Source organism: Rhodobacteraceae bacterium M385 (assembly GCA_025141835.1).
Taxonomy (GTDB): Bacteria; Pseudomonadota; Alphaproteobacteria; order Rhodobacterales; family Rhodobacteraceae; genus Gymnodinialimonas.
This window is the reverse complement of the sequence record CP081102.1, coordinates 2970479-2990239: the sequence shown is the minus strand read 5'-3', so window position 1 is coordinate 2990239 and position 19761 is coordinate 2970479. Positions and strand designations below refer to the sequence as shown.

The window sequence follows — 19761 nt, the reverse complement described above, 5'->3', positions numbered from 1 at the left end:
TCTCGGACAGGGAAATGCGCGAAGCGGCTAGCGCTGCAACGCCTGTAGGAACTGCCCTAGGTCCGCCGTGCTGTGGTGGATGAAATCCTGCTCTTCCGGCTCCGGGGCCACGTGAATTGTGGTCAGCCCAAGGCTATGGGGCACGCGCAGATTGCGGGCTTCGTCCTCGAACATCGCGGCCTTTGTGTGGGGCAGTGCCTCTTTCCCGAAGACCGTCTCGAAGGCTTTGGCCGAGGGCTTGGGGTGATAATCGGCATGTTCCACGCCGTAAATCGCGTCAAACAACCCCTCCAACCCGCGGGCGTGGGTGACGGCCTCGGCGTAGGGGGCGGTGCCGTTGGTGTAGATAATCTTGCGCCCCGGCAAGGCTTTGATCGCGGCGGCAAGGGCCGGATCAGGCGACAGCACCGAAAAATCAATGTCGTGGACATCCAGCAGATAAGGCTCGGGATCGATGTCGTGGTTCAGCATCAACCCGGCAAGGGTCGTGCCATGGGTCAGGTAATACTCTCGCCGCAGGATGTTCGCCTCAGCCAGCGTCACCCCAAGCACCCTGCACACGTAAGCCGCCATCTTGGCGTTTACTTGCGGAAACAGTGCCATATCCGGCGGATAAAGCGTGTTGTCGAGGTCAAAGACCCATGTGTCGATGTCGGTTAATTGTGCCATGCCAATGGCCTACGCGCCCCTGTGCGCTTGCGCAAGCCACTGGACAGGGGGCGGAGCGGCGCTTAGCGTCCACGTCCTTGATAAGGGGACGATTTCGCGATGAGTGACGTGGGGCAGAAAGACGCCTATGCAATGATCCTGGAGGCGATTGATGGCGGCGTGTACCGCCCCGGCTCGCGTCTGGTGGAAAGTGAGCTGGCCGACAGGTTCGGCGTCAGCCGCACGCCGATCCGTGAGGCATTGCAACGGCTTGAAACCCAGTCTCTGCTGACCCGTGATGGCCGCTCGTTGATCGTGGCATCCCTGGATCACGCCCAAATGGCCGAACTCTATGCCGTCCGCCAAGAGCTAGAGGGCTTGGCCGCAAGGCTCGCCGCGCAACATGCGGCGACAGAGGAAATCGCCGTGCTCTATGATATGGTGGAACAAGACAGGGCCCTTGTGGGCGACCCGGAAACACTGGCCCGCGCGAACCGGCGCTTTCATCACCAGATCCACCTTGCCTCGCACAACCGTTATCTGGTGCAGCAATTGGACCTCGTGTACCGCTCCATGGCTTTGATGGCGCGGACCTCTCTGGCGGCAGAGGGGCGTGGGGCGGTGGCATTGGAAGAACACGCGGCCATCGTTGATGCGATTTCAGCCCGTGACGGAGACCGCGCGGCCAATGCGCTCAAGGCGCATCTATCGACCGCGTTCCAGGTCCGCCTGCGGGAAGAGGCGCAGCGGAGCTAGTCACCTCTGCCAAAAGGCCCCCTTCGTCCGCGTCTGGATGCGAGGCTCCGAAATTCCCATGGGTGGTCTTGGCCCAGAAGAACGGCTTCCCCATCAGCTCAAACAAGCCGATCCAAGCGGCGATGGTGCCAAACAGGTAGTAGGGCTCTACCAAAGGCGTGATCGGGCGTAGGTGGCGCAAGTGTTTGGCGCGGCAGGCGTAGATCGAAATAGCGACAGAGCCGAACAGCCCCACCAACATGATCGTCGCCAGTACCCCGTAGGCAAAGGGCGACAGCACCGCATCCAACGGGTGCCAGATGCCGAATGGCTTCACCATGAAGCTCCACAATAGCGGCGCGGTCAGAAAGCCAAGAACCGCCCCCACGAACTGGATCTGAAGCCAGACAAATCGCCATGGGCCAAGATCCCGCCAGAGCGTTGCGGGCCGGCGCATCGCGGCCCCATAGGTCATCAAATAGCCCTTCAGCCACCGAGAGCGTTGTTTGACCCAAGGCAGGACGGCAGCGTTTGCTTCTTCAAACGTCGTCGTCTCAACAATTTCGGTCGTATAGCCCGAGCGTGCCAAACGCAGCCCAAGCTCCGCATCCTCGGTCACGTTGTGGGCGTCCCACGCGCCGACGGCCTCAAGCACATTGCGACGCAGGAAAACCGTGGTCCCGCCAAGGGGCACCACAAGGCCCATCTTTTGGACGCCGGGCAAAAGCACCCGGAACCAAGCGGCATATTCAACGGTGAACAGACGGCTTAGCCAATTGTGACGGGCGTTGTAGTAATCCAACCGCCCTTGCAGGCAAGCGACTTTGGCGGAGGCTTCTGCAAAATGCTGCACGACGCGGTGGATTTGGTCGGGCTCTGGTCGATCCTCGGCGTCATAAATGCCGACAATATCGCCACGTGCGTAGTTGAGGACGTAGTTCAACGCGCGCGGCTTGGTTTGTGGGCTGCCACGGGGGACGATCACCGCCCGCATCCACGGCGGTAAACTGCCCTTGCGCAAGGCCTTTAGGGTCAGGGGGTCGTCTTCTTCCACTGCCAGAATGATATCGAGACGCTCGCGCGGGTAGTCGATCCTTCGCAGTCGTTCTACGAGCGCCCCGGCCACTTCGGGTTCATTGAACAAGGGGACAAAGATGCTGACGGTCGGCAAATGCAGTAACCGCGCCTCGTTCGAGGGGGTTGGGGGGGCTCGTGCATCGCTGCGCAAGGACTGCGCTAAGGCCGAGAATTTCAAAACGCAATTGGCGATGAACACAATGATGGCGAGGCCAAATACGGCTTCGGACAGGGCCAGCGGAGCCAGCAGAAACACGATGAGGCCAAGGACCGCTACCAAAAGGATATAGCGTCCCAAAGCGTCCCCGCGCCACGAGCGGCAGGAGTGCTTTTCCGGTGCGCGCCCTTCTGCGATGCGGGCCAGTTCCGCGCCATAGATGGCGCGCTGAGCCTCCGCGATTTGGGCGCGCGGGGCCAAGACGGGAATGATGCGTGGGACGTTTGGCAGATGCGTGCACAGACTGTACACCCGGTCCGGCCTTGTCGTGGCGACAACCAACGCCGAGCCCGCTTGTTTCCAGACCACAACCTCGGACGCGATTGCGACGTCCGCGGGCAGTTTCGAGGCAAGGGTTGAGTCGGGGCGATCGCCGGCAAGGTCAGCGATCCCCACATCGTAAATTTGCGATAGCATAGACAGAAGCTCTGCCTCGCTGATGGCACCTTGAAGCGTCAGAACTTGGCCAAGCGACAAGGACGTCCCCCGCATCGCCGCTTCCGCCCGGAGGATTTGGTCCGGGCCCGTAAGCCCACGTTCCAACAACAGCGCCCGCAAAAGTGCGGGCTCGTCGCGGAGGCGTTTTGCAGGTGCCTTCTGGGGAATTGCGCAGGCGATCTGATGCGCCGGAGCGAAATCTTCTGCGACATCGAGCGTGTCGTGCCGCAGGGCATCGGGCGCGTCTCCATCCATAACCTTGGTACAGTCCTTTCGGCGAGCGGACGAGGTCCGTGCGTCGATTGTTCTGCAAAATCGGTTAAGAAAAGGTAAACGGGCCCCGAAAGCGAGGCCCGCCAAGGCCTACGCCGGGGCTTTCGCGCGTGCGTTCACGGCCTCTGCGAAGCGCTCGAACAGGTAGAAGCTGTCTTGCGGGCCGGGGCTGGCCTCGGGGTGGTGCTGCACCGAGAAGATCGGTTTGCCGTCCACGGCGATGCCGCAGTTGGACCCGTCAAAGAGGCTGACATGGGTTTCCGAGACGCCCGCAGGCAGCGTTTGGCTATCCACGGTGAAGCCGTGGTTCATCGAGGTGATCTCGACCTTGCCAGTCGTCAAATCCTTCACCGGATGGTTCGCGCCGTGGTGGCCGTGGTTCATCTTCACGGTCCGCGCCCCAAGGGCCAGCGCCAGCATCTGGTGACCAAGGCAGATGCCAAAGACGGGGATGTCCGCCTCTAGCACGCTCTTAATCATCGGCACGGCATATTCGCCCGTGGCCGCCGGATCGCCGGGGCCGTTGGACAAGAAGACACCATCGGGGGATTGGGCCAAAACCTCTTCCGCCGTTGCGGTGGCGGGCATGACGGTCACATCCATCCCGGCGCTGGCAAGGCAGCGCAGGATGTTGCGTTTCGCGCCGTAATCCAGAGCCACGACCTTGGGGGCCTCCCCTTCGCGTTTGGTATAGCCTTCGGGCCAGGCCCACCGCATCTCGTCCCAACGGTAGCTTTGGGCGCAGGTCACGTCTTTGGCCAGATCGACCCCTTCCAACCCGGCAAAGCCGCGCGCGGCAGCCACCATCGCCTCAATGTCGAAGTTGCCTTCCGGGTCATGGGCAAGGGCCACGTGGGGGGCACCTTGTTGACGGATTTCACGGGTCAGGCGCCGCGTGTCCACGCCGCCCATGCCAACCCGGCCGGTGCGCGTCATCCACTCGACCAGATGAGCCTGCGCCCGCCAGTTGGAAGGCTCGGTCACGTCCCATTTCACTACGATCCCCTCGGCGACGGGATCAGCTGTTTCATCATCCTCGGATGTGGTGCCGGTGTTGCCGATGTGGGGGAAGGTAAACGTCACGATCTGGCCCGCGTAGGAGGGGTCGGTCATGATCTCTTGGTAGCCGGTCATGGCGGTGTTGAAGCACAGCTCGGCCACGCGGATGCCCGTGGCGCCGAAGCCCTTTCCGTAAAAGATGGTGCCGTCGGCAAGAACAAGGCAGGCGGTGGGGTGATCGGACATGGGGAGGGCTCCGGTATGTGGCAGGGGGCGGGGCAAACTTTTGGTGGTGTATGGGCGCACCGACGCGCGGTCAAGGTGCGCCTTGTTGTATTGCTACGGATCGCATACCTATCGCGCTCATTATTTTCATATCTGGGATGCGACCATGGGCTTGCGCAACAAGATCACTGACGGAATCAAGAACGCGATGCGCGAAAAGGACACGGTGCGTCTATCGACGCTGCGTCTGATTAACGCCGCCGTGAAAGATCAAGACATTGCGGCACGCGCCAAAGGCAACGCCGATGGCGTGGGCGAGGATGAGGTGCTGGCGATCATGGCCAAGATGGTCAAGCAGCGCCAAGAAAGCGCCCGTGTCTATGAAGAGGGCGGGCGGCTGGAACTGGCCGAGCAGGAGCAGGCCGAAATCGCTGTGATCGAGGAGTATTTGCCCCGTCAGCTATCGGAGGCAGAAGTCGCCAAAGCTGTGGACGCCGCGATTGCCGAGGCGGGGGCCGATAGCATCCGCGACATGGGCCGGGTGATGGGCGCTTTAAAAGGCAAATACGCCGGACGGATGGACTTTGGCGCGGTTGGGCCATTGGTCAAAGACCGTTTGAGCTGAGTCAGACGCTGCCCCTGCCGGGGCAGGGGCACGCGCTAACGCGCGTGCGGTGGCCGCTTCGCGGCAGGGGGCTGGCTTCGCCAGCCCTTATTGCATCTCCGCTACTGTTGAACATCCTGCGTCACCAAAGGCGTGCACAATTGCAGGGGGCCGCAGAAGGTGCCGGGCTCGGGCATTGTGAGGGTTGGAAATGTGACCTCTTGCGCCAGAGCCGGTGCAGCAAGGGTAAGGGGGAACATAAGGGCGATGGTGAGACGGCGCATGGGGCTTTCCTGTCATTCGTGAAACGATGAAAGGAAGATGGGGCGAGGTTTGACCTCGGGCGCTCTGGTTTTGGAAATCAGTTCAGTTTTGCGGAAATTGGCGCGTGGTTTTCAGAATCGGCGCGGTTGCTTCCGCTTCGTGCCTCAACCGGTCCGTGGGCCAAGGCGGCCGATAGCATCGCTTTGCGGTACTCGGTCGGGCTTTGCCCCGTCGCATCGCGAAACGCCCGGTTGAACGGCCCGAGAGAGGCGAACCCCACGCCATAGGCGATTTCCAGAACCGTCTTATGGGCTTTTTCCGGATCGGACAGCTGTGCCTTGGCGGCGGCAATCCGGGCCTGATTGATGAAGCTGGAAAAGTTCCGATACCCAAGGCCCGCGTTAATCGCTTTGCGCAGGCGATGCTCGGGCACGCTCAGACGCGCGGCCAATGTGCCGATGGTCAGACCTTCCTCCTGCCAAATACCTGCGGCCATGGCGGCCTTGGTGCGCTCAATCAGCAATCCATCGACGGCTGGTGCCGGGGCAGTGGCGGCTGTGTGGGAGGTTTCAGAAGATGCGCCGGGCCAAAGGGCGGTGTCGGGGCGCAAAATCCAGACAGCGAAGCTGATGACGATGGCGCAGGTGCCGCCCGACGCCAGCAACGCCATCAAAGGGCTGTCGTGACCGGGCCAGTTGAAGGATTCAGTGGCGGTCAACACGATCCCAAGCCCCGCAATCGCCGCGGCGAACCCCGGACGGGCCTGGCAGCGGCAGTCCACCAGATCATCCCGCGACGACAGAAGCGCCAGCCCGAACAAGGCCGCGAACAAGATCACCGCGCTGGTGCCGCAGGGGATGTTGGCGACAAGCACTGGCGCGGTTTGGAAGAGGTAGTAGTGAAGGGACACGAACACAGAGGCCAAAAGCCAAGGCCAGCGCTTGCCCGGCGGGTCGAGGAAGATGGTCACGATCAGCCATGTGACGGCGCTGGGGGTGAGGCTGGAGAACACGGTGAGGGTGGCAGTCAGGGGCACCGACATCTCTAACGGCATCGCGGCGGTCAGCAGCAGATGCGCCGATTGCGCGAGAGCGACGGCAACGACGGAAAGCCGCCCCTCCCACCCGATCGGCGCGCGCCAAAGCAGGGCTGCCAGCAAGCCCATCAACCCAATGCTGGACCCGCGCAGGATGATATCGAGCAAAAGCATCAGCGCCACCTCTTCAAGCAATCCGAGCCTCTACTTAGGCGCGGGCCGGATCATCATGCACACCGAAACTGAAAAATCGGGGCGATTTCATAAATCGGCGAGGGTTCTTTCCAATTGTTCTTTCAAGGTGACCCGTTCTGCGGGAGTCAAAAACGCGCCAAGCTCGATCTCCCTCGGGCCGCCTTTCAGGGTCAGGTAATCCGGTACGGGGCCGCTTTTGGGATGGATCTGCACGCGGACCCAATATGGGTTCGCCTCCCATTCGCGTGGGGGGCGTTTACGCTCATGCCGTTCCACGCGGATCAGGTCGTCCCAGATCATCAAGTCTTCATACAGGTCCATATCCCGCCATGACCGTTTGAGGGCTGTCCATACCGCCCAGAGCGCCAAGACCACGAAAGGCAGCAGCGCCCAAAACACCGACGTGCCGATAATCGCCAGTAGCGGCATGGAGATAAGCGTCGCGGTCACGGCGATGAACCAGACGAAACCCTCGGGCGTGAGGGACTTGTAAGGCGTGAGGCGCAACGCGAGATGCGGCGGGGTTTGGTCGCGGGGGGCGGCGGTGTTGGGGTCAGCTTGGGTGATCGGCATGGGGCATCTCAGGTTCGCATGCGTAGAAGGATAAGCCGCATGCAAGGCGTCACAAGGGACGGAGCGCCGCAGCAACAGGCTATCCGCCATGCGCAAGGCGAGAGGGAGCGCCGGAACGAAAAACGGCGCCCCGATCCGGGACGCCGCTGATAAATTGGCTTGGTAAGCATGTTTGCGCTCAGTGGTCTGGCTGTCTGTCCCACATGTCGCGCGTGGGCAGCGTCTCGAACGTGTGCTCTGGGGGTGGGTTGGGCAGAGTCCACTCCAGCGTGTCCGCGTGCTCACCCCAGTAGGCGGGCTCAACCACCTTCTTACCGGCGCGAAGCGTGTAGAACACGATGCCGATGAAGAAGAGGAACGACGCGAAGGAGATGAACGCACCGATCGATGACACGTAGTTCCAAAGCGCGAAGGCGTCAGGATAGTCGATGTAGCGACGCGGCATGCCCTGACGGCCCAGGAAGTGCTGAGGGAAGAATGTCAGGTTGGTGCCGATGAAGAACACCCAGAAGTGCAGCTGACCTGCCCATTCAGGATATTGGCGACCCGACATCTTGCCGATCCAGTAGTAGACGGCGGCAAAAATCCCGAATACGGCACCAAGGCTCATCACGTAGTGGAAGTGCGCTACAACGTAGTAGGTGTCGTGATAGGCACGGTCCACACCGGCTTGGGACAGGATGATGCCTGTCGTGCCGCCAAGGGTGAAGAGGAAGATGAAGCCCAAGGCGAACATCATCGGTGCCTTGAAGGTGATGGAGCCCATCCACATGGTTGCGATCCACGAAAAGATCTTGATGCCCGTGGGCACCGCGATCACCATGGTTGCGACCATGAAGTAGGCTTGCTGGGTCAGTGTCATACCAACGGTGTACATGTGGTGCGCCCACACAACGAAGCCCAAGCCACCGATGGCGACCAGCGCATAGACCATCGGCAGGTAGCCAAAGATAGGCTTCTTGGAGAAGGTCGAAACGATGTGAGAGATCACGCCAAACGCGGGCAGGATCACGATGTAAACTTCAGGGTGACCGAAGAACCAGAAGATGTGCTGGAACAAGATCGGGTCACCGCCACCGGCGGGATCGAAGAAGGTGGTGCCGAAGTTACGGTCCGTCAGAAGCATGGTGATTGCGCCGGCCAGAACAGGCAGGGACAGAAGAAGCAACCAAGCGGTGACAAACACGGACCAAGCAAACAGCGGCACTTTGTGCAGCGTCATGCCGGGGGCACGCATGTTCAGGAACGTGGTGATGAAGTTGATCGAACCCAGGATCGACGAGGCACCCGAGACGTGAACCGCGAAGATCGCGAAGTCCACGGCACGGGATGTTTCAACACCTTGCGCCGAGATTGGCGGATAGAATGTCCAACCCGGACCCGCGCCGCCATCAATCGTGACAGAGCAGAACGCAAGGCCGGTACCGGCCACATACATCCAGTAAGACAGGTTGTTCAAACGCGGGAACGCCATGTCCGGCGCACCGATCATCAGCGGCATGAAGTAGTTGCCAAAGCCGCCGAAAAGGGCGGGAATAACCACGAAGAACATCATCAGAACGCCGTGGCCCGTAATCAATACGTTCCACATCTGCCCGTTGGGCGAGCATTCCTGCGTCGCATCAGCGATCAGTCGTGCGCCCTCTTGGCACATCAGCTGGACGCCGGGGTTCATCAGCTCCATCCGCATGTAAACGGTGAAAGCCACCGAAATCAGGCCCACGAGGCCTGCGGTGAACAGATAAAGGATACCGATATCTTTGTGGTTGGTCGACATGAACCACCGGGTGAAGAACCCCCGATCGTCGTGATGCTCGTGCCCGGTATGGGTGGCGTCTGCCATGGTCGTCTCCTGCTTCGCGTCTTGGGTCGCGGTGTGGGTACACGAAGCGAACGCCCCTGAGGGCGGCGCTATTCGAGTCTATTGTCAGAGGGTTTAGTGCGCCACCGCCCCCGGATCAACGCGACATCTCGCGTTCATGTGATCTTTGTGGTGGGTAATTTTGGCGCAGGTCTTGGTGATATCGCACAGAGCTTACGTTCTTGGGTCCACCACCGAGCGCACCGTTACCCCAGCAGGAGGCGAAAAATAACCCCAGCCGCGATCAACGTCGGAAGGACAGAAATCAGCAATAACACCCCATCGCGCAGCAACAGGCCAAGTCCGATCATCACGACTGCCGCCCCCAGAAGGGAGGAGGTGAAGGGGATCAACTCCATGATCGGCATGAAGACACCATAGGCCGCCGCAACGCTTAGAAACGCTGTGCGCGCGGGCGGCGTGCTGAGCCATTCCATACGAGAGGTGGCGCGGGCCTCCAGCCATTCTGCGGCGCTGTGGATGCGGTCCAACGCCTTTTCAATTCGGCTGGGGTCCAGCCGTTGTCGGCGCAAGAACTCGGGCAGCCAAAGCCTGTCCCTTCCCATCGCTGCCTGAACGGCGCAAAGGGCGATCATTACACCAACGGTAGTCGAAAACAGCGGAATACCCGACAGCGGCGATACCAAGAGCAACCCCATGAAGGTCATGATCGGCAACAAGCCATTGGCCCCCGCTTGATCCACAATTTTGTCGACCTTGCCGTCATTTTGCTTGGCCGCACGGGCCATGTCATCCGTAAGGTCGGATAGGGCGGGCTTTGGCTTGGTGTCAGAGCCCGCGACGTTACTGCTGGTTTCCAATGTCATGGGAGGGCAACACCCGAACCGCAAAGAGGGTTCCCCGCCGCCCGTGGTTTTACCCTTGGAACACGCGGGTAAACTGCCGCTTCAAAGCCACATCCAGATCAGTGATCGTGACCGGAAGCCCCAGATCCACCAAGCTGGTGACACCGTGCCCTTGGATGCCGCAGGGCACGATGCCGTCGAAATGGCTCAGGTCCGGTTCCACATTGATCGAAATTCCGTGAAAGCTGACCCATCGGCGCATCTTTACGCCGATAGCGGCGATTTTGTCTTCGCGCGGGGTGCCATCGGGCAGGGCCGGTTTCTCGGGCCGCTCCACCCAGACGCCGACGCGGCCTTGCCGGATTTCGCCACGGACGTTGAACTCGTCCAGTGCCGCGATCACCCATGCCTCGAGCTTCTCCACAAAGACCCGCACATCTCGGCCCCGTGTGTTGAGGTCCAGCATCACATAGGCCACGCGCTGGCCGGGGCCGTGGTAGGTGTATTGCCCGCCGCGTCTGGTGTCGAAAACCGGGAACCTGTCAGGCTCTTTCAGGTCGTCGATATTGGCCGACGTTCCGGCGGTATAAAGGGGTGGGTGTTCCAGCAGCCAAATCGCCTCTCCGGCCTCGCCACGGGCAATGGCGTTGGCGCGGGCCTCCATTCGCTCCACCGCAAGAGGGTAGGGCACGGGCTTGTCCGAGGTGATCCATTCGACCATGGGGGCGCTTTCGTTATTGGGGCAGAAGGCCCGCATCTTTTATCGCGGCGATATTGGTGCGGCTGACCGGAATGTCACCCCCACCCGTGACCTGCAAGACGGCCCGATCCCCGTCACGGCGCGCGCTTTGCACCTGCGCCAGCGCCACCCAGTGAGAGCGATGAACCCGCAGGCCTGAGGTCGGCTCTGCCTCGCGGATCGCGTCCGACAAGCGGATCAGAACAAGGTCCTCACCGCGCGTCGTGCGGATGCGGGTATAATGATCCTCGGACGAAAGCGCGACCAGCGGGCCGCGTTTGTCCAAGGGCAGTCGGTCAAGCAGCGCGGGTAGGCGGGCCTCCGAGGCTTGCTCAGGCTGGGGTAATGAGCGGTCGATGGCATGAAAAATGACCGAAATGATGAGTGCGATGGCGAAGAATTGCAGGAGCAACCCGGGCAACTCCGCACCCGAGGGCACGATGCCAAAGGTCACAAGGTTAAGCGCGACAACCAGCGGCGTAATCGCCAGCCCCGTTGCCACACCGGCAATCGCCACTTTGAGAGGCAAAGGCCACGCTGTGGGCAGGGCCTGTTGTAGATACGAGTTCACCAAAAGCCCGACCGAATAAGTCGTGGCCGCCATCACCAACCAATAGGCGAAACGTGGGGCGAGCGCCAAATAGGTGCCGGTCTCGAACGGCCCCAAGATCGCCAGCAACCCGGCAACGGCACAAAGGATCAGCAGCGTCGCGGGGGCGGAAAACTGCGCCCACCATTGGCGAAGCGCGAATTGCGATGGGCTGTCGTTCACGAAGCCTGTCCTACGGTTGGCGAAGGCGCGCTGGCTCGGCGTCTTCCGGCATGAGTTTAGATACGCAATCGAAACGCAGATGCCAATCCACGGAGCTTTCCATGACCCTGACCCCGCTTCTCTACATGCCCCTCTACCTTCAAATACACGTCTCTTGCGCGTTGGTTTCAATTTTCCTGGGCGCCTTCGTTGTGTTGCGCCGCAAGCGGGATCGGCTCCACAAAGTTACCGGCTACATCTGGACACTGGCCATGGCGGCGGTGGCATTGTCGTCGTTCTGGATACGCGAATACGCCCTGATCGGCCCGTTCAGCCCCATTCACCTGTTGTCGGTTCTGACGCTTTGGACGCTTTGGTCCGGGATACGCTTTGCCGTGGCAGGGCGCATTCGGGCGCATCGCGCCGCATTTCGTAACCTCTATTGGTACGGCCTTCTGGTGGCCGGAACGCTCAACTTCCTGCCGGGGCGGCGGATGAACCAAGTGGTGTTTGGCGACACTCCGGACATGGGCCTGTGGTTCATCGGGGCCGTGGCAGGGCTGGTGGTAACGATCAATCTTTGGATTTTTGTGACCCGCCGTTGGGGGGCAGTAAGCACGGCGGCAGCGGGCTAAGGCGGACAAGGCCAGGGGAGGGGTAGGGGAATCCTGCCTAAGAGAATCGGCAGATCGTCTGCTAGTGTCATTGCCAGAGAGACTGCCCCTTCTTGTCTGCGGAGAATTTATTTATGTTTGCTAAGTATTTAATGACATCCTCGCTTGTCGCTGCCATCGCCCTGACACCTATCGCTTCGGCCCCCGCACAGGCGCAAGACGCCCGTGACGTGATTGGTGGCCTGCTTTTGGGGGGCGCGATTGGCGTCGCCATTGGCGCAGCCTCGCAACCTCGTACCCGTGTAATTCAACCGCGCCCTCAGCCCCAGGGCACGCCGCCCACGGCGCAACCCTCGCAGCCCGCGCAACCCCATCGTCCGCGCCCTGTACGCCCCGCGATCCCCGCGACGGAAGCCGGGCGTCAGGTCCAGACGGCCCTGAACTACTTTGGCTTCGATGCGGGCTTTGTTGATGGCCAAGTTGGCCCCGCAACCCGCGGCGCGGTCGAGCGTTATCAGGCGTTCCAAGGCTACCCCGTTAACGGTCGCTCTTTCCCCGAACCTCAGGCGCTGCACCTGATCAACGCCTACCAATGGGCGACCAATGGCGGCGCCACTCAGACCGGCCTGCAAGGTCAACCTCTGCTAGGGGCCTATGCGCAGGTTCTGGCGGGTAACATCACGCCTGCAACCACCACAGCCCCCCCGGTCGCCGGTGGCACCACCGTTATCGTGAACCCCGCAACCACCACGATTGTGCCCGCCCCCGGCACCAATACCCCGGTCACGACCGTTGCCGCACCCGCTGGTGGCCCGGTTCCGAACCTGTTCGCCAATGCCTCGGCCACGCCCGTCCTGTCGTCGCGGTGTGATGCCGTGGCCCTTCAGGGTCAAGCAAACGGCGGGATGATGACCCTCGGCAACCTGTCCAATCCCAGCTTCGCCCTGTCCGAGCAGTTCTGCACGGCGCGTGCCAGCGCGGTTAACCAAGGTCACGACCTGACCCAAGCCATCACCGGCCTCAGCTACGCCGACATCACCGCGCAATGTGAAGGCTTCTCCGCCGCCGTTGCGGCGCAGACGGCGCAACTCAGCACCCTGACCCCGTTGGAAGCCATGGGCTCGGCGCAAGGGTTTGCCTACACCACGGGCATTCCGCAGGCCGAACTGGCAGGCACCGCCCGTGTGTGCCTTGGAGTCGGCTATGGCGCCGATGACATGGATATGGCCATGGGATCGGCCCTGATCCTTGTCGCCTCTGGTGAGCCCGCCTACGGAGAGCTGATCGGCCACCACCTGCGCGAAGGTTTTGGCATGGCGGCAAATGATGCGGCCGCTCAGGAATGGTTCGACGTGTCCCTCAGCGCGGTTGAGGCGGGCGCCCCTGCCGTGTTCAGCCCAACCGATGCAGGCCGCTTGCCCCTGATCCGTCAGGCTGTTGCGATGACTTTGGGCGGTCAGCCCGTGCCGGTTCCCGCCGCCAGCGTCATTCAGGTGCCGACGTTCAACGTAGCCCCCGTTCAAGTGCCGAACCCGGTCAGCGTAGAGCCCGAGATCGTTGTTGCGCCGCAGAACGTGCTGCCGACGTTCCAAGTCAATCAATAGGTCTGCGACCCGATTGATACCAGAAGCGGCGGGTCCATCCGGGCCCGCCGTTTCACGTTGGACGGCCTGAAGACCCATTCTGTGACGAAAAAACCGAACAAGAGGCCTCGGACCCCCTTCACATCGCCTTTCCGAGCGGCTACAGACCGCGCACTACCTGATCACGTGCGCTCGTGGCGGAATTGGTAGACGCGCAGCGTTGAGGTCGCTGTGGGGTAACACCCGTGCGAGTTCGAGTCTCGCCGAGCGCACCATTCTCCTTACAAATCTTGTCTTCTATCTAGCCAGATGGGCGCCGACTGGTCCTGTGTGGGAAGGACGAACTGGATCGCAGAGTCGTTTCAACCGGCATGGTAAGCCTTGGCGGCGTGGGCAAAGATCAATAGGTTGCTCGAAATAACAATGATGAGCGGAACGTTTACGGTGCCGAGATCAGGACCGACGCGATTGAAGTGCGTCACCTCTACGCTTAACGCGGAGCAATCGTGTATCCGTGCAATGGGTCCGGGCGGATATCTACGCTTCACCCTTGGCTCATGGGTTAAGGGAAAGGCAACGTGACCGGCACACTCTCCCGGGTGGGCGGCGTGGCCGATGGTCTTGCCCTAGAGGCCGAAGCATTCGCGGCAGACGATGTTTCAATCTGTTTGTGGAGCCCGCGTCGCCGGGCGCTTGTTTGCCCCGCAAACCTGCGTCGCAAATCTGGCTTTGACGACGCGCGGCGGAACTCGGCAGCGCGGGGCTGGCCCTTGCATTTGCGGCCAACGGGGGGCGGGGCCGTTCCGCAAGGACCGGGTGCACTGAACCTTGCGCTTGCATTCACAGCGGGCAGGGCCTTCACAATTGACGACGGCTACCGCCTGATAACGCAGATCATTCGCGATGCGATCCCGGCTCCGTGGAGCACGGGTGCCACGCCAAACAGTTTTTGCGATGGGGCGTGGAACTTGGCCCTGTCAGACAAAAAGGTCGTGGGCACTGCGCAACGCTTGCGCCCGATTGGTGGCGGCCAACGACGCATCCTGGCCCATGCGCTTATCCTGGTTGAGGGCGATGTTGCCGAAGGCGCGGGGGCGGTGGGGGCGTTCCACAACGATCTGGGCCTCGGTCCGATCGAAGCGGATGTGCACACAACCCTTCATTCGGTCGGTGCCACTGCGTCCACGTCAATGGATGCGCTGGCAGCAGCCCTCGATGCCAGCGCGCGGCGCGAAATTGCCCAAGTTACAAAACGCTAAATCCAGTGATCGAGGGCGGCGTTCTGGCCGCTGCTATTGCAGGAAACGCTCCGCCAAGCGACTCCAGAGCGCGGCGCCTGTCGTCAGGCTCCCGTCGTCAAAATCGTAGCTCGGTGTATGTAGCCCGGCCGAGGCCTCGCCATTGCCAAGCCGCAGGAAACTGCCGGGTTTGTGTTGCAGGAACTGGGCGAAATCTTCGCTGCCGGGGATCAGGGGACAGGTGCTGACTTCGGCCTCGCCCAACAGTTCGCGGGCCACTTCGGTTGCGAATTCCGTTTCTTCGACAGAGTTCACGACGCCGGGGTAGCCATCGTCATAGTCGATCTCTGCGCGGGCGCCCCAACTGGCTGCTTGAGATTCCACAACGTCATAAATCCGGGTGCGGACCTGCTTGCGCACCTCATCCGAGAAAGTCCGCACGCTCAATGAAAGCTCGGCGGTTTCCGGGATGATGTTTGTGGCGGTGCCGGAATGGAATGTACCCACGGTAATCACGGCAGCATCGGCGGAATTGACGCTGCGGGCGATAATCGTCTGCAAGGCCATGACGATCGACGAAGCGACCACCACGGGATCAATGCACAGATGCGGACGAGAGGCGTGGCCACCTTTCCCGTGGATCGTGATGTTGACGGTATCGGCGGCTGCCATGATCGGGCCGGACCTTGTCAGGACGCTACCGGCGGGGGCGCCGGGGTGGTTGTGCAGGCCAAAGATGGCGTCACAGGGGAACCTTTCGAACAGGCCATCTTCGATCATCGCCTTGGCGCCACTGTCCTTTCCGGCTTCTTCCGCCGGTTGAAAGATCAAGTTCAAGGTGCCGGAAAAATTCTTGGTCTTGGCAAGATATTCGGCTGCGCCCAATAGCATCGTGGTGTGACCATCGTGGCCGCAGGCGTGCATGACACCGGGGGTCTTTGATCCATGAGCACGGCCTTCAACCTCTTGAATGGGCAGGGCGTCCATGTCGGCTCGGATCGCGATAGAGCGGTTGCCGTCCCCCACCCTTAGCCGCCCCACGACACCGTGGCCGCCGACATTGCGGGTCACCTCATAGCCCCAGCTTTCCAACCTCTCGGCTACAAAACGTGCTGTCTCAGTTTCCTGCAAGGACAGCTCTGGGTGGGCGTGGAGAAGATGCCGCGTGGCAATCAGGTTCGGCTCCGCATCGGTGAAGTCTTCGAGTGTCGCAAAATCGCGCATGGCTGCTTCGGGCACCCTTTCCGGGTGCCCGCCCTAGTTAAGGATTAGATGAAACGGCTGAGGAAGGACTGAGTCCGTTCGTGTTGGGGATTGACCAACACCTCTTCCGGGGGGCCTTGTTCGATGACGTGGCCGCCATCCATGAACACCACACGATCAGCCGCTTCGCGGGCGAAGCCGATTTCGTGAGTCACGACGACCATCGTCAAACCCTGCGAGGCCAAATCCTTCATGGTGGCCAGAACCTCGCCCACCAATTCCGGGTCCAGCGCCGAAGTCGGTTCATCAAACAGCAGGATTTTTGGCCGGATTGCCAAGGCACGCGCAATGGCCACCCGTTGTTGTTGGCCGCCCGACAATTGCCGGGGGTAGGCGTTCAGCTTTTCGGACATGCCGACACGGGCGATCAGCTCTTTCGCGTGTTCTATGGCCTCTTTCTTATTGACGCCGTGGACCTGCAAAGGTGCCTCAATCACATTCTGCAACACGGTCATATGGGGGTAGAGATTGAAGCTCTGGAACACCATTCCCATCTTGCTGCGCTGTGCCGCGATGGCGCGTTTTGACAGCACCACCAGCTTTTCGCCACGCAGTTGGAAGCCAATCTGTTCGCCATCGACCTCGACAAACCCTTTGTGGATCTTCTCCAACTGGTTCACGCAGCGCAGAAGCGTGGATTTGCCCGAGCCTGATGGCCCCAGAATGGCGACGACCTCGGACGGGGCGACATCTAGGTCGATGCCTTTAAGAACCTCGTTGTTGCCGAAAGATTTATGCAGATTGCGGATACGCAGAACGGGTGCGGTTGTGGGGGACATAGCGTTCATTTCTGGACCTCCGCGTCCAAGGGGGCAGTTTCAACTTTTTCATAGACGACGCGTTGTTGGTCTCCGCGCGCATAGTAGCGTTCGATGCGGGACTGGATGACGCTAAGGACCGAGGTGATGAACAGGTACCAAAGCACGGCGACCATCAGCAGCGGAATGACTTCAAAGGTGCGGTTGTAGATCGATTGTGCAGAGTAGAGCAGATCCGCCATCGCAATGACCGACACCAAAGAGGTGGCTTTAATCATGCTGATTAACTGGTTGCCCGTAGGTGGCACGATCGAGCGCATGGCCTGCGGGATCACGATCCGACGCAGGGCCCGCATCGGGCGCATCCCGAAGGCCTCGGCGGTTTCCATTTGCCCCCGTTCCACTGACAACAAGCCGCCGCGAATGATCTCGGCCATATATGCAGCCTCATTCAGGGCCAGCCCGATAATGGCGGCGGTCACAGGCGTGATGACGTCGTTGGAGTCCCACGAGGCGAAAGTGGGGCCGAAGGGAATGCCCAAAGTGATCTGAGGAAACAGAAACGACAGGTTGTACCAAATGATGAGCTGCACCAGCAGCGGCGTTCCCCGGAAGAACCAGACGAAAGTCCCGGCCAAAGATCGGGCCAGATGGTCTTCGGACATGCGGGCAATGGCGATGGGCAGGCCTAGGGCGACACCGATGATCATGCTGACCACCGCCAGCCACATGGTGACCCACAAGCCCTCTAGGATGACGGGCGCGAAAAGGTATTCGCCCACCACCGGCCATCCAAAGTTTTCGTTGCCTGCCAGGACCATCACAAAGTTGACGGTCACGATCAGGGTAATGATCCAAAGGAGCGTTTTGACCTTTGGAATAGGGCGATGCGCCCTTTCCACGTCCCGCGACGTGTCGTCCCCAAGCGGGCCGGAAGAGGAGCCCGTCATAGGGGTGTGTTGAGTCGGAAGAATGGGCGCATCAGTCATTTTAGAGGGCCTCGCCAAGGTTCATGCCGGGGGCGTCGATGGTGTTATTCTCAAGGCCCCAACGGGTCATGATTTCCAAGTAGGTACCGTTGTCCATCAGGATTTGGATGGCCTCTTGCAGGACCGGGCCAAGTGCCGAGCCCGAGGGCACAACCGCGCCTTGCATCAGGTCCGGGAAGCCGTTGGATTGGCCAACGCCGGCCAGTTCAAGCTCACCGTCGGATTGCTGCACAAAATACGTCAATGGCGCCTGGGACGAGAAGAACGCATCCGCCCGATTGGAGCGAACCGCCAAAATGGACGTTGGTTGATCCGTGTAAGATTGGATTTCGACCTCGTCTTCGCCGTCTGCCACACATTGTTCAGACCGAGTTGTAATCACGCGCTCAGCAGAGCCGCCGGACATGACGGCAATGCGATTACCGCAAATGGTATCAAGCCCGGTGATGTTCTGGGGGTTACCTGCGTGGACGGCGAAAACTACGTATTCCTGCACCCAATCCACAAAGTCAGTGGCTTCACGGCGGCTTGGGAAGTCACCGACCGGACCCATGGCGAACTGGTAGCGATCCGCGCCGATGCCGGACAAAAGCGCCGGAAGGCCAGCCACAGTCGCGTGTTGAATTTCAATGCCGATAATCTGGCTGATCTCATGGGCAATATCGGCCGTCGCGCCAGTCAGGCTGGTGCCTTCGACAAATTCGTAGGGCGGGAAAGAGCCGTTGTTCACGGCAATCATGCTGCCTTCTTCGCGGATATCCGCAGGGACGCGGGCGTGCAGTTCTGCGTTGAACTCTTGCTCCGCTGTGGCGGTGATCGGGGCCAGCATTGCTGCCGCCGCGAGGGCCATTGTTAAATTCCGTTTCATGTCCGTCTCCGTACTGTTGTGAAAGAGGTAGGGCGTTCTAGGCTTCTTGTTTTTGGAAAATCTCATCGGCCTTCAAGACACGCGGTAAGATCTTCTGTATGTGCATTTCTTCTAGGAAGTCGTCGATCATTTTGCGGTTGCTCTCCAATCCGCTGGCGTCCCATCCAGAGGGAAGTGATGCGGCTGTGAACATCATCTCGGACATCATGAAGGGCGTCGTCTCGGCGTAGCGTCGCCGTTTCTCTGTCCACATGTGCCGCGAGCGGTCGATCAAGTCGCTTAGTTCCGAGGCAATCCAAGGGTGTTGCTCGGCCAATTCCCGGTCCAGTGTCAGCATGTGGATGCCGGGGACGTAGCCGACTTGATTGATATAGGCCACCTGCGCGCCGCGCAGGTCGGGCAGTACCTGCCGGAACTCCGACCCATTCTCAAAAAAGCCACTGGGCATGAATGGTGTCATTACGACGTCCAGCCAGCCTTCAGAAAGAAGTTCCATCATCGGGCGTTCTTCCGGTACAGGTTCGATCCGTCCGGGCTGCCCGAAGCCGCCGATGCGGTCAAAAATCGGGTGCTCGGCAGTCAATCGGCCAAGGTACCAATATGCATCCTCGGTCGTGATCCCAGCATTGCGCAGGATCGCTCGGGTCCAGACATTGCCCGAGTCTTGCCAACCCGTCAGGCCAATGCGTTTTCCTGCCAAATCCTCGATCCGAGAGATCGTGCTGGTCTTGGTGGTGATAATGCACTGGTGCCGCAAACCGCGCATCAAAAAGTTCGGGATCGCGATGGCGGACGTGTCATTGGCCATTGCACCAGTCACATAGCGGCTGAAAGAGGCCTCGCCAGCGTTGTAGGTTTCCCCCGCGCCGATCTTTTGCGGCAGGGTGGCAACGCGATGCACTTCCACGTCGATCTTGTCGGATTGGACATCGCCCAAGGCAAGGGGCGTAAGGTAATCCCAATCTCTGACGGCAAGGTTAATTTTGGGCAGCATTCTAAGCCTCGAA

Annotated in this window: 20 protein-coding genes and 1 tRNA gene; 6 read left to right on the top strand and 15 right to left on the bottom strand. The window is 60.7% G+C overall.

Annotation, left to right across the window (positions count from 1 at the left end):
* Positions 1-27: 27 nt before the first annotated feature.
* Entirely contained in the window at positions 28-669 is a 642-nt protein-coding gene (locus tag K3728_14570) for a pyrimidine 5'-nucleotidase (protein UWQ94905.1), read from the bottom strand.
* 99 nt (positions 670-768) lie between these two features.
* Here K3728_14570 and K3728_14565 point away from each other — a divergent pair, with 99 nt between their 5' ends.
* Positions 769-1404: a GntR family transcriptional regulator gene (locus tag K3728_14565; protein ID UWQ94904.1), complete on the top strand. Its 636-nt coding sequence runs from the start codon at positions 769-771 to the stop codon at positions 1402-1404.
* On the opposite strand, the gene K3728_14560 is transcribed toward K3728_14565, so the two are convergent.
* Together K3728_14560 and carA are read right to left on the bottom strand one after the other, a co-directional pair.
* Positions 1343-3370, bottom strand: a complete 2028-nt coding sequence (locus tag K3728_14560; GenBank protein UWQ94903.1) for a glycosyltransferase — start codon at positions 3368-3370, stop codon at positions 1343-1345. The genes K3728_14565 and K3728_14560 overlap by 62 nt on opposite strands.
* Positions 3371-3478: 108 nt before the next feature.
* Entirely contained in the window at positions 3479-4633 is a 1155-nt protein-coding gene (gene carA, locus K3728_14555) for a glutamine-hydrolyzing carbamoyl-phosphate synthase small subunit (GenBank protein UWQ94902.1), read from the bottom strand.
* Between the two features lie 145 nt (positions 4634-4778).
* Here carA and K3728_14550 point away from each other — a divergent pair, with 145 nt between their 5' ends.
* Positions 4779-5237, top strand: a complete 459-nt coding sequence (locus K3728_14550) for a GatB/YqeY domain-containing protein (GenBank protein UWQ94901.1) — start codon at positions 4779-4781, stop codon at positions 5235-5237.
* A 101-nt stretch (positions 5238-5338) separates the two neighbouring features.
* On the opposite strand, the gene K3728_14545 is transcribed toward K3728_14550, so the two are convergent.
* The 7 genes from K3728_14545 to K3728_14515 form a co-directional block, all read right to left on the bottom strand.
* Positions 5339-5500 carry a hypothetical protein gene (locus K3728_14545; protein ID UWQ94900.1) on the bottom strand — a complete coding sequence of 54 codons (162 nt, stop codon included), beginning with the start codon at positions 5498-5500 and terminating at the stop codon, positions 5339-5341.
* A gap of 77 nt (positions 5501-5577) precedes the next feature.
* On the bottom strand, positions 5578-6690 hold the full coding sequence (locus K3728_14540) for an AraC family transcriptional regulator (protein UWQ94899.1): 1113 nt from the start codon (positions 6688-6690) through the stop codon (positions 5578-5580).
* Positions 6691-6777: 87 nt separating this feature from the next.
* Positions 6778-7284, bottom strand: a complete 507-nt coding sequence (locus K3728_14535; GenBank protein ID UWQ94898.1) for a DUF2244 domain-containing protein — start codon at positions 7282-7284, stop codon at positions 6778-6780.
* A 178-nt stretch (positions 7285-7462) separates the two neighbouring features.
* The gene (gene ctaD, locus K3728_14530; GenBank protein UWQ94897.1) at positions 7463-9127 is read right to left on the bottom strand and encodes a cytochrome c oxidase subunit I; all 1665 of its coding nucleotides are present in this window, start codon (positions 9125-9127) and stop codon (positions 7463-7465) included.
* 224 nt (positions 9128-9351) lie between these two features.
* Complete coding sequence (locus tag K3728_14525) at positions 9352-9972, bottom strand: exopolysaccharide biosynthesis protein (GenBank protein ID UWQ94896.1); 621 nt, start codon at positions 9970-9972, stop codon at positions 9352-9354.
* Positions 9973-10021: 49 nt separating this feature from the next.
* Positions 10022-10708, bottom strand: a complete 687-nt coding sequence (lipB, locus tag K3728_14520) for a lipoyl(octanoyl) transferase LipB (protein ID UWQ94895.1) — start codon at positions 10706-10708, stop codon at positions 10022-10024.
* The gene (locus K3728_14515; GenBank protein UWQ94894.1) at positions 10686-11462 is read right to left on the bottom strand and encodes a LytTR family transcriptional regulator; all 777 of its coding nucleotides are present in this window, start codon (positions 11460-11462) and stop codon (positions 10686-10688) included. The genes lipB and K3728_14515 overlap by 23 nt, the downstream gene beginning before the upstream one ends.
* 125 nt (positions 11463-11587) lie before the next feature.
* Between K3728_14515 and K3728_14510 the strand changes: the two genes are divergently transcribed.
* The 4 genes from K3728_14510 to K3728_14495 all read left to right on the top strand — a co-directional run bounded on the left by K3728_14510 (position 11588) and on the right by K3728_14495 (position 14897).
* Positions 11588-12076, top strand: a complete 489-nt coding sequence (locus K3728_14510; protein UWQ97574.1) for a DUF2306 domain-containing protein — start codon at positions 11588-11590, stop codon at positions 12074-12076.
* Positions 12077-12207: 131 nt separating this feature from the next.
* Positions 12208-13659, top strand: a complete 1452-nt coding sequence (locus tag K3728_14505; protein ID UWQ94893.1) for a peptidoglycan-binding protein — start codon at positions 12208-12210, stop codon at positions 13657-13659.
* Positions 13660-13826: 167 nt separating this feature from the next.
* Positions 13827-13913: transfer RNA gene (locus K3728_14500), tRNA-Leu, on the top strand.
* Positions 13914-14216: 303 nt separating this feature from the next.
* Positions 14217-14897: a hypothetical protein gene (locus K3728_14495; protein ID UWQ94892.1), complete on the top strand. Its 681-nt coding sequence runs from the start codon at positions 14217-14219 to the stop codon at positions 14895-14897.
* Positions 14898-14930: 33 nt separating this feature from the next.
* On the opposite strand, the gene K3728_14490 is transcribed toward K3728_14495, so the two are convergent.
* From K3728_14490 to K3728_14470, 5 genes are read right to left on the bottom strand one after another with little or no spacing between them, the layout of a single operon-like run.
* Entirely contained in the window at positions 14931-16100 is a 1170-nt protein-coding gene (locus tag K3728_14490; protein ID UWQ94891.1) for an amidohydrolase, read from the bottom strand.
* A gap of 44 nt (positions 16101-16144) precedes the next feature.
* Positions 16145-16927, bottom strand: a complete 783-nt coding sequence (locus K3728_14485) for an amino acid ABC transporter ATP-binding protein (protein UWQ94890.1) — start codon at positions 16925-16927, stop codon at positions 16145-16147.
* Positions 16924-17847, bottom strand: coding sequence for an amino acid ABC transporter permease (locus K3728_14480; GenBank protein UWQ94889.1), 924 nt, complete (start codon positions 17845-17847; stop codon positions 16924-16926). The genes K3728_14485 and K3728_14480 overlap by 4 nt, the downstream gene beginning before the upstream one ends.
* A 40-nt stretch (positions 17848-17887) precedes the next feature.
* Positions 17888-18754 (bottom strand): ABC transporter substrate-binding protein, encoded by an 867-nt coding sequence (locus K3728_14475; protein ID UWQ94888.1) that lies wholly within the window; start codon positions 18752-18754, stop codon positions 17888-17890.
* Positions 18755-18791: 37 nt separating this feature from the next.
* Positions 18792-19745, bottom strand: coding sequence for an ABC transporter substrate-binding protein (locus K3728_14470; protein ID UWQ97573.1), 954 nt, complete (start codon positions 19743-19745; stop codon positions 18792-18794).
* Positions 19746-19761 lie beyond the last annotated feature (16 nt).

Coding starts and splice junctions, on each gene's coding strand:
- carA (UWQ94902.1), bottom strand. CDS start 4,633: ATGTCCGATCACCCCACCGCCTGCCTTGTTCTTGCCGACGGCACCATC.
- K3728_14490 (UWQ94891.1), bottom strand. CDS start 16,100: ATGCGCGATTTTGCGACACTCGAAGACTTCACCGATGCGGAGCCGAAC.
- ctaD (UWQ94897.1), bottom strand. CDS start 9,127: ATGGCAGACGCCACCCATACCGGGCACGAGCATCACGACGATCGGGGG.
- K3728_14475 (UWQ94888.1), bottom strand. CDS start 18,754: ATGAAACGGAATTTAACAATGGCCCTCGCGGCGGCAGCAATGCTGGCC.
- K3728_14510 (UWQ97574.1), top strand. CDS start 11,588: ATGCCCCTCTACCTTCAAATACACGTCTCTTGCGCGTTGGTTTCAATT.
- K3728_14505 (UWQ94893.1), top strand. CDS start 12,208: ATGACATCCTCGCTTGTCGCTGCCATCGCCCTGACACCTATCGCTTCG.
- K3728_14560 (UWQ94903.1), bottom strand. CDS start 3,370: ATGGATGGAGACGCGCCCGATGCCCTGCGGCACGACACGCTCGATGTC.
- K3728_14535 (UWQ94898.1), bottom strand. CDS start 7,284: ATGCCGATCACCCAAGCTGACCCCAACACCGCCGCCCCCCGCGACCAA.
- K3728_14485 (UWQ94890.1), bottom strand. CDS start 16,927: ATGAACGCTATGTCCCCCACAACCGCACCCGTTCTGCGTATCCGCAAT.
- K3728_14540 (UWQ94899.1), bottom strand. CDS start 6,690: ATGCTTTTGCTCGATATCATCCTGCGCGGGTCCAGCATTGGGTTGATG.
- K3728_14525 (UWQ94896.1), bottom strand. CDS start 9,972: ATGACATTGGAAACCAGCAGTAACGTCGCGGGCTCTGACACCAAGCCA.
- K3728_14570 (UWQ94905.1), bottom strand. CDS start 669: ATGGCACAATTAACCGACATCGACACATGGGTCTTTGACCTCGACAAC.
- K3728_14550 (UWQ94901.1), top strand. CDS start 4,779: ATGGGCTTGCGCAACAAGATCACTGACGGAATCAAGAACGCGATGCGC.
- K3728_14545 (UWQ94900.1), bottom strand. CDS start 5,500: ATGCGCCGTCTCACCATCGCCCTTATGTTCCCCCTTACCCTTGCTGCA.
- lipB (UWQ94895.1), bottom strand. CDS start 10,708: ATGCGGGCCTTCTGCCCCAATAACGAAAGCGCCCCCATGGTCGAATGG.
- K3728_14565 (UWQ94904.1), top strand. CDS start 769: ATGAGTGACGTGGGGCAGAAAGACGCCTATGCAATGATCCTGGAGGCG.
- K3728_14480 (UWQ94889.1), bottom strand. CDS start 17,847: ATGACGGGCTCCTCTTCCGGCCCGCTTGGGGACGACACGTCGCGGGAC.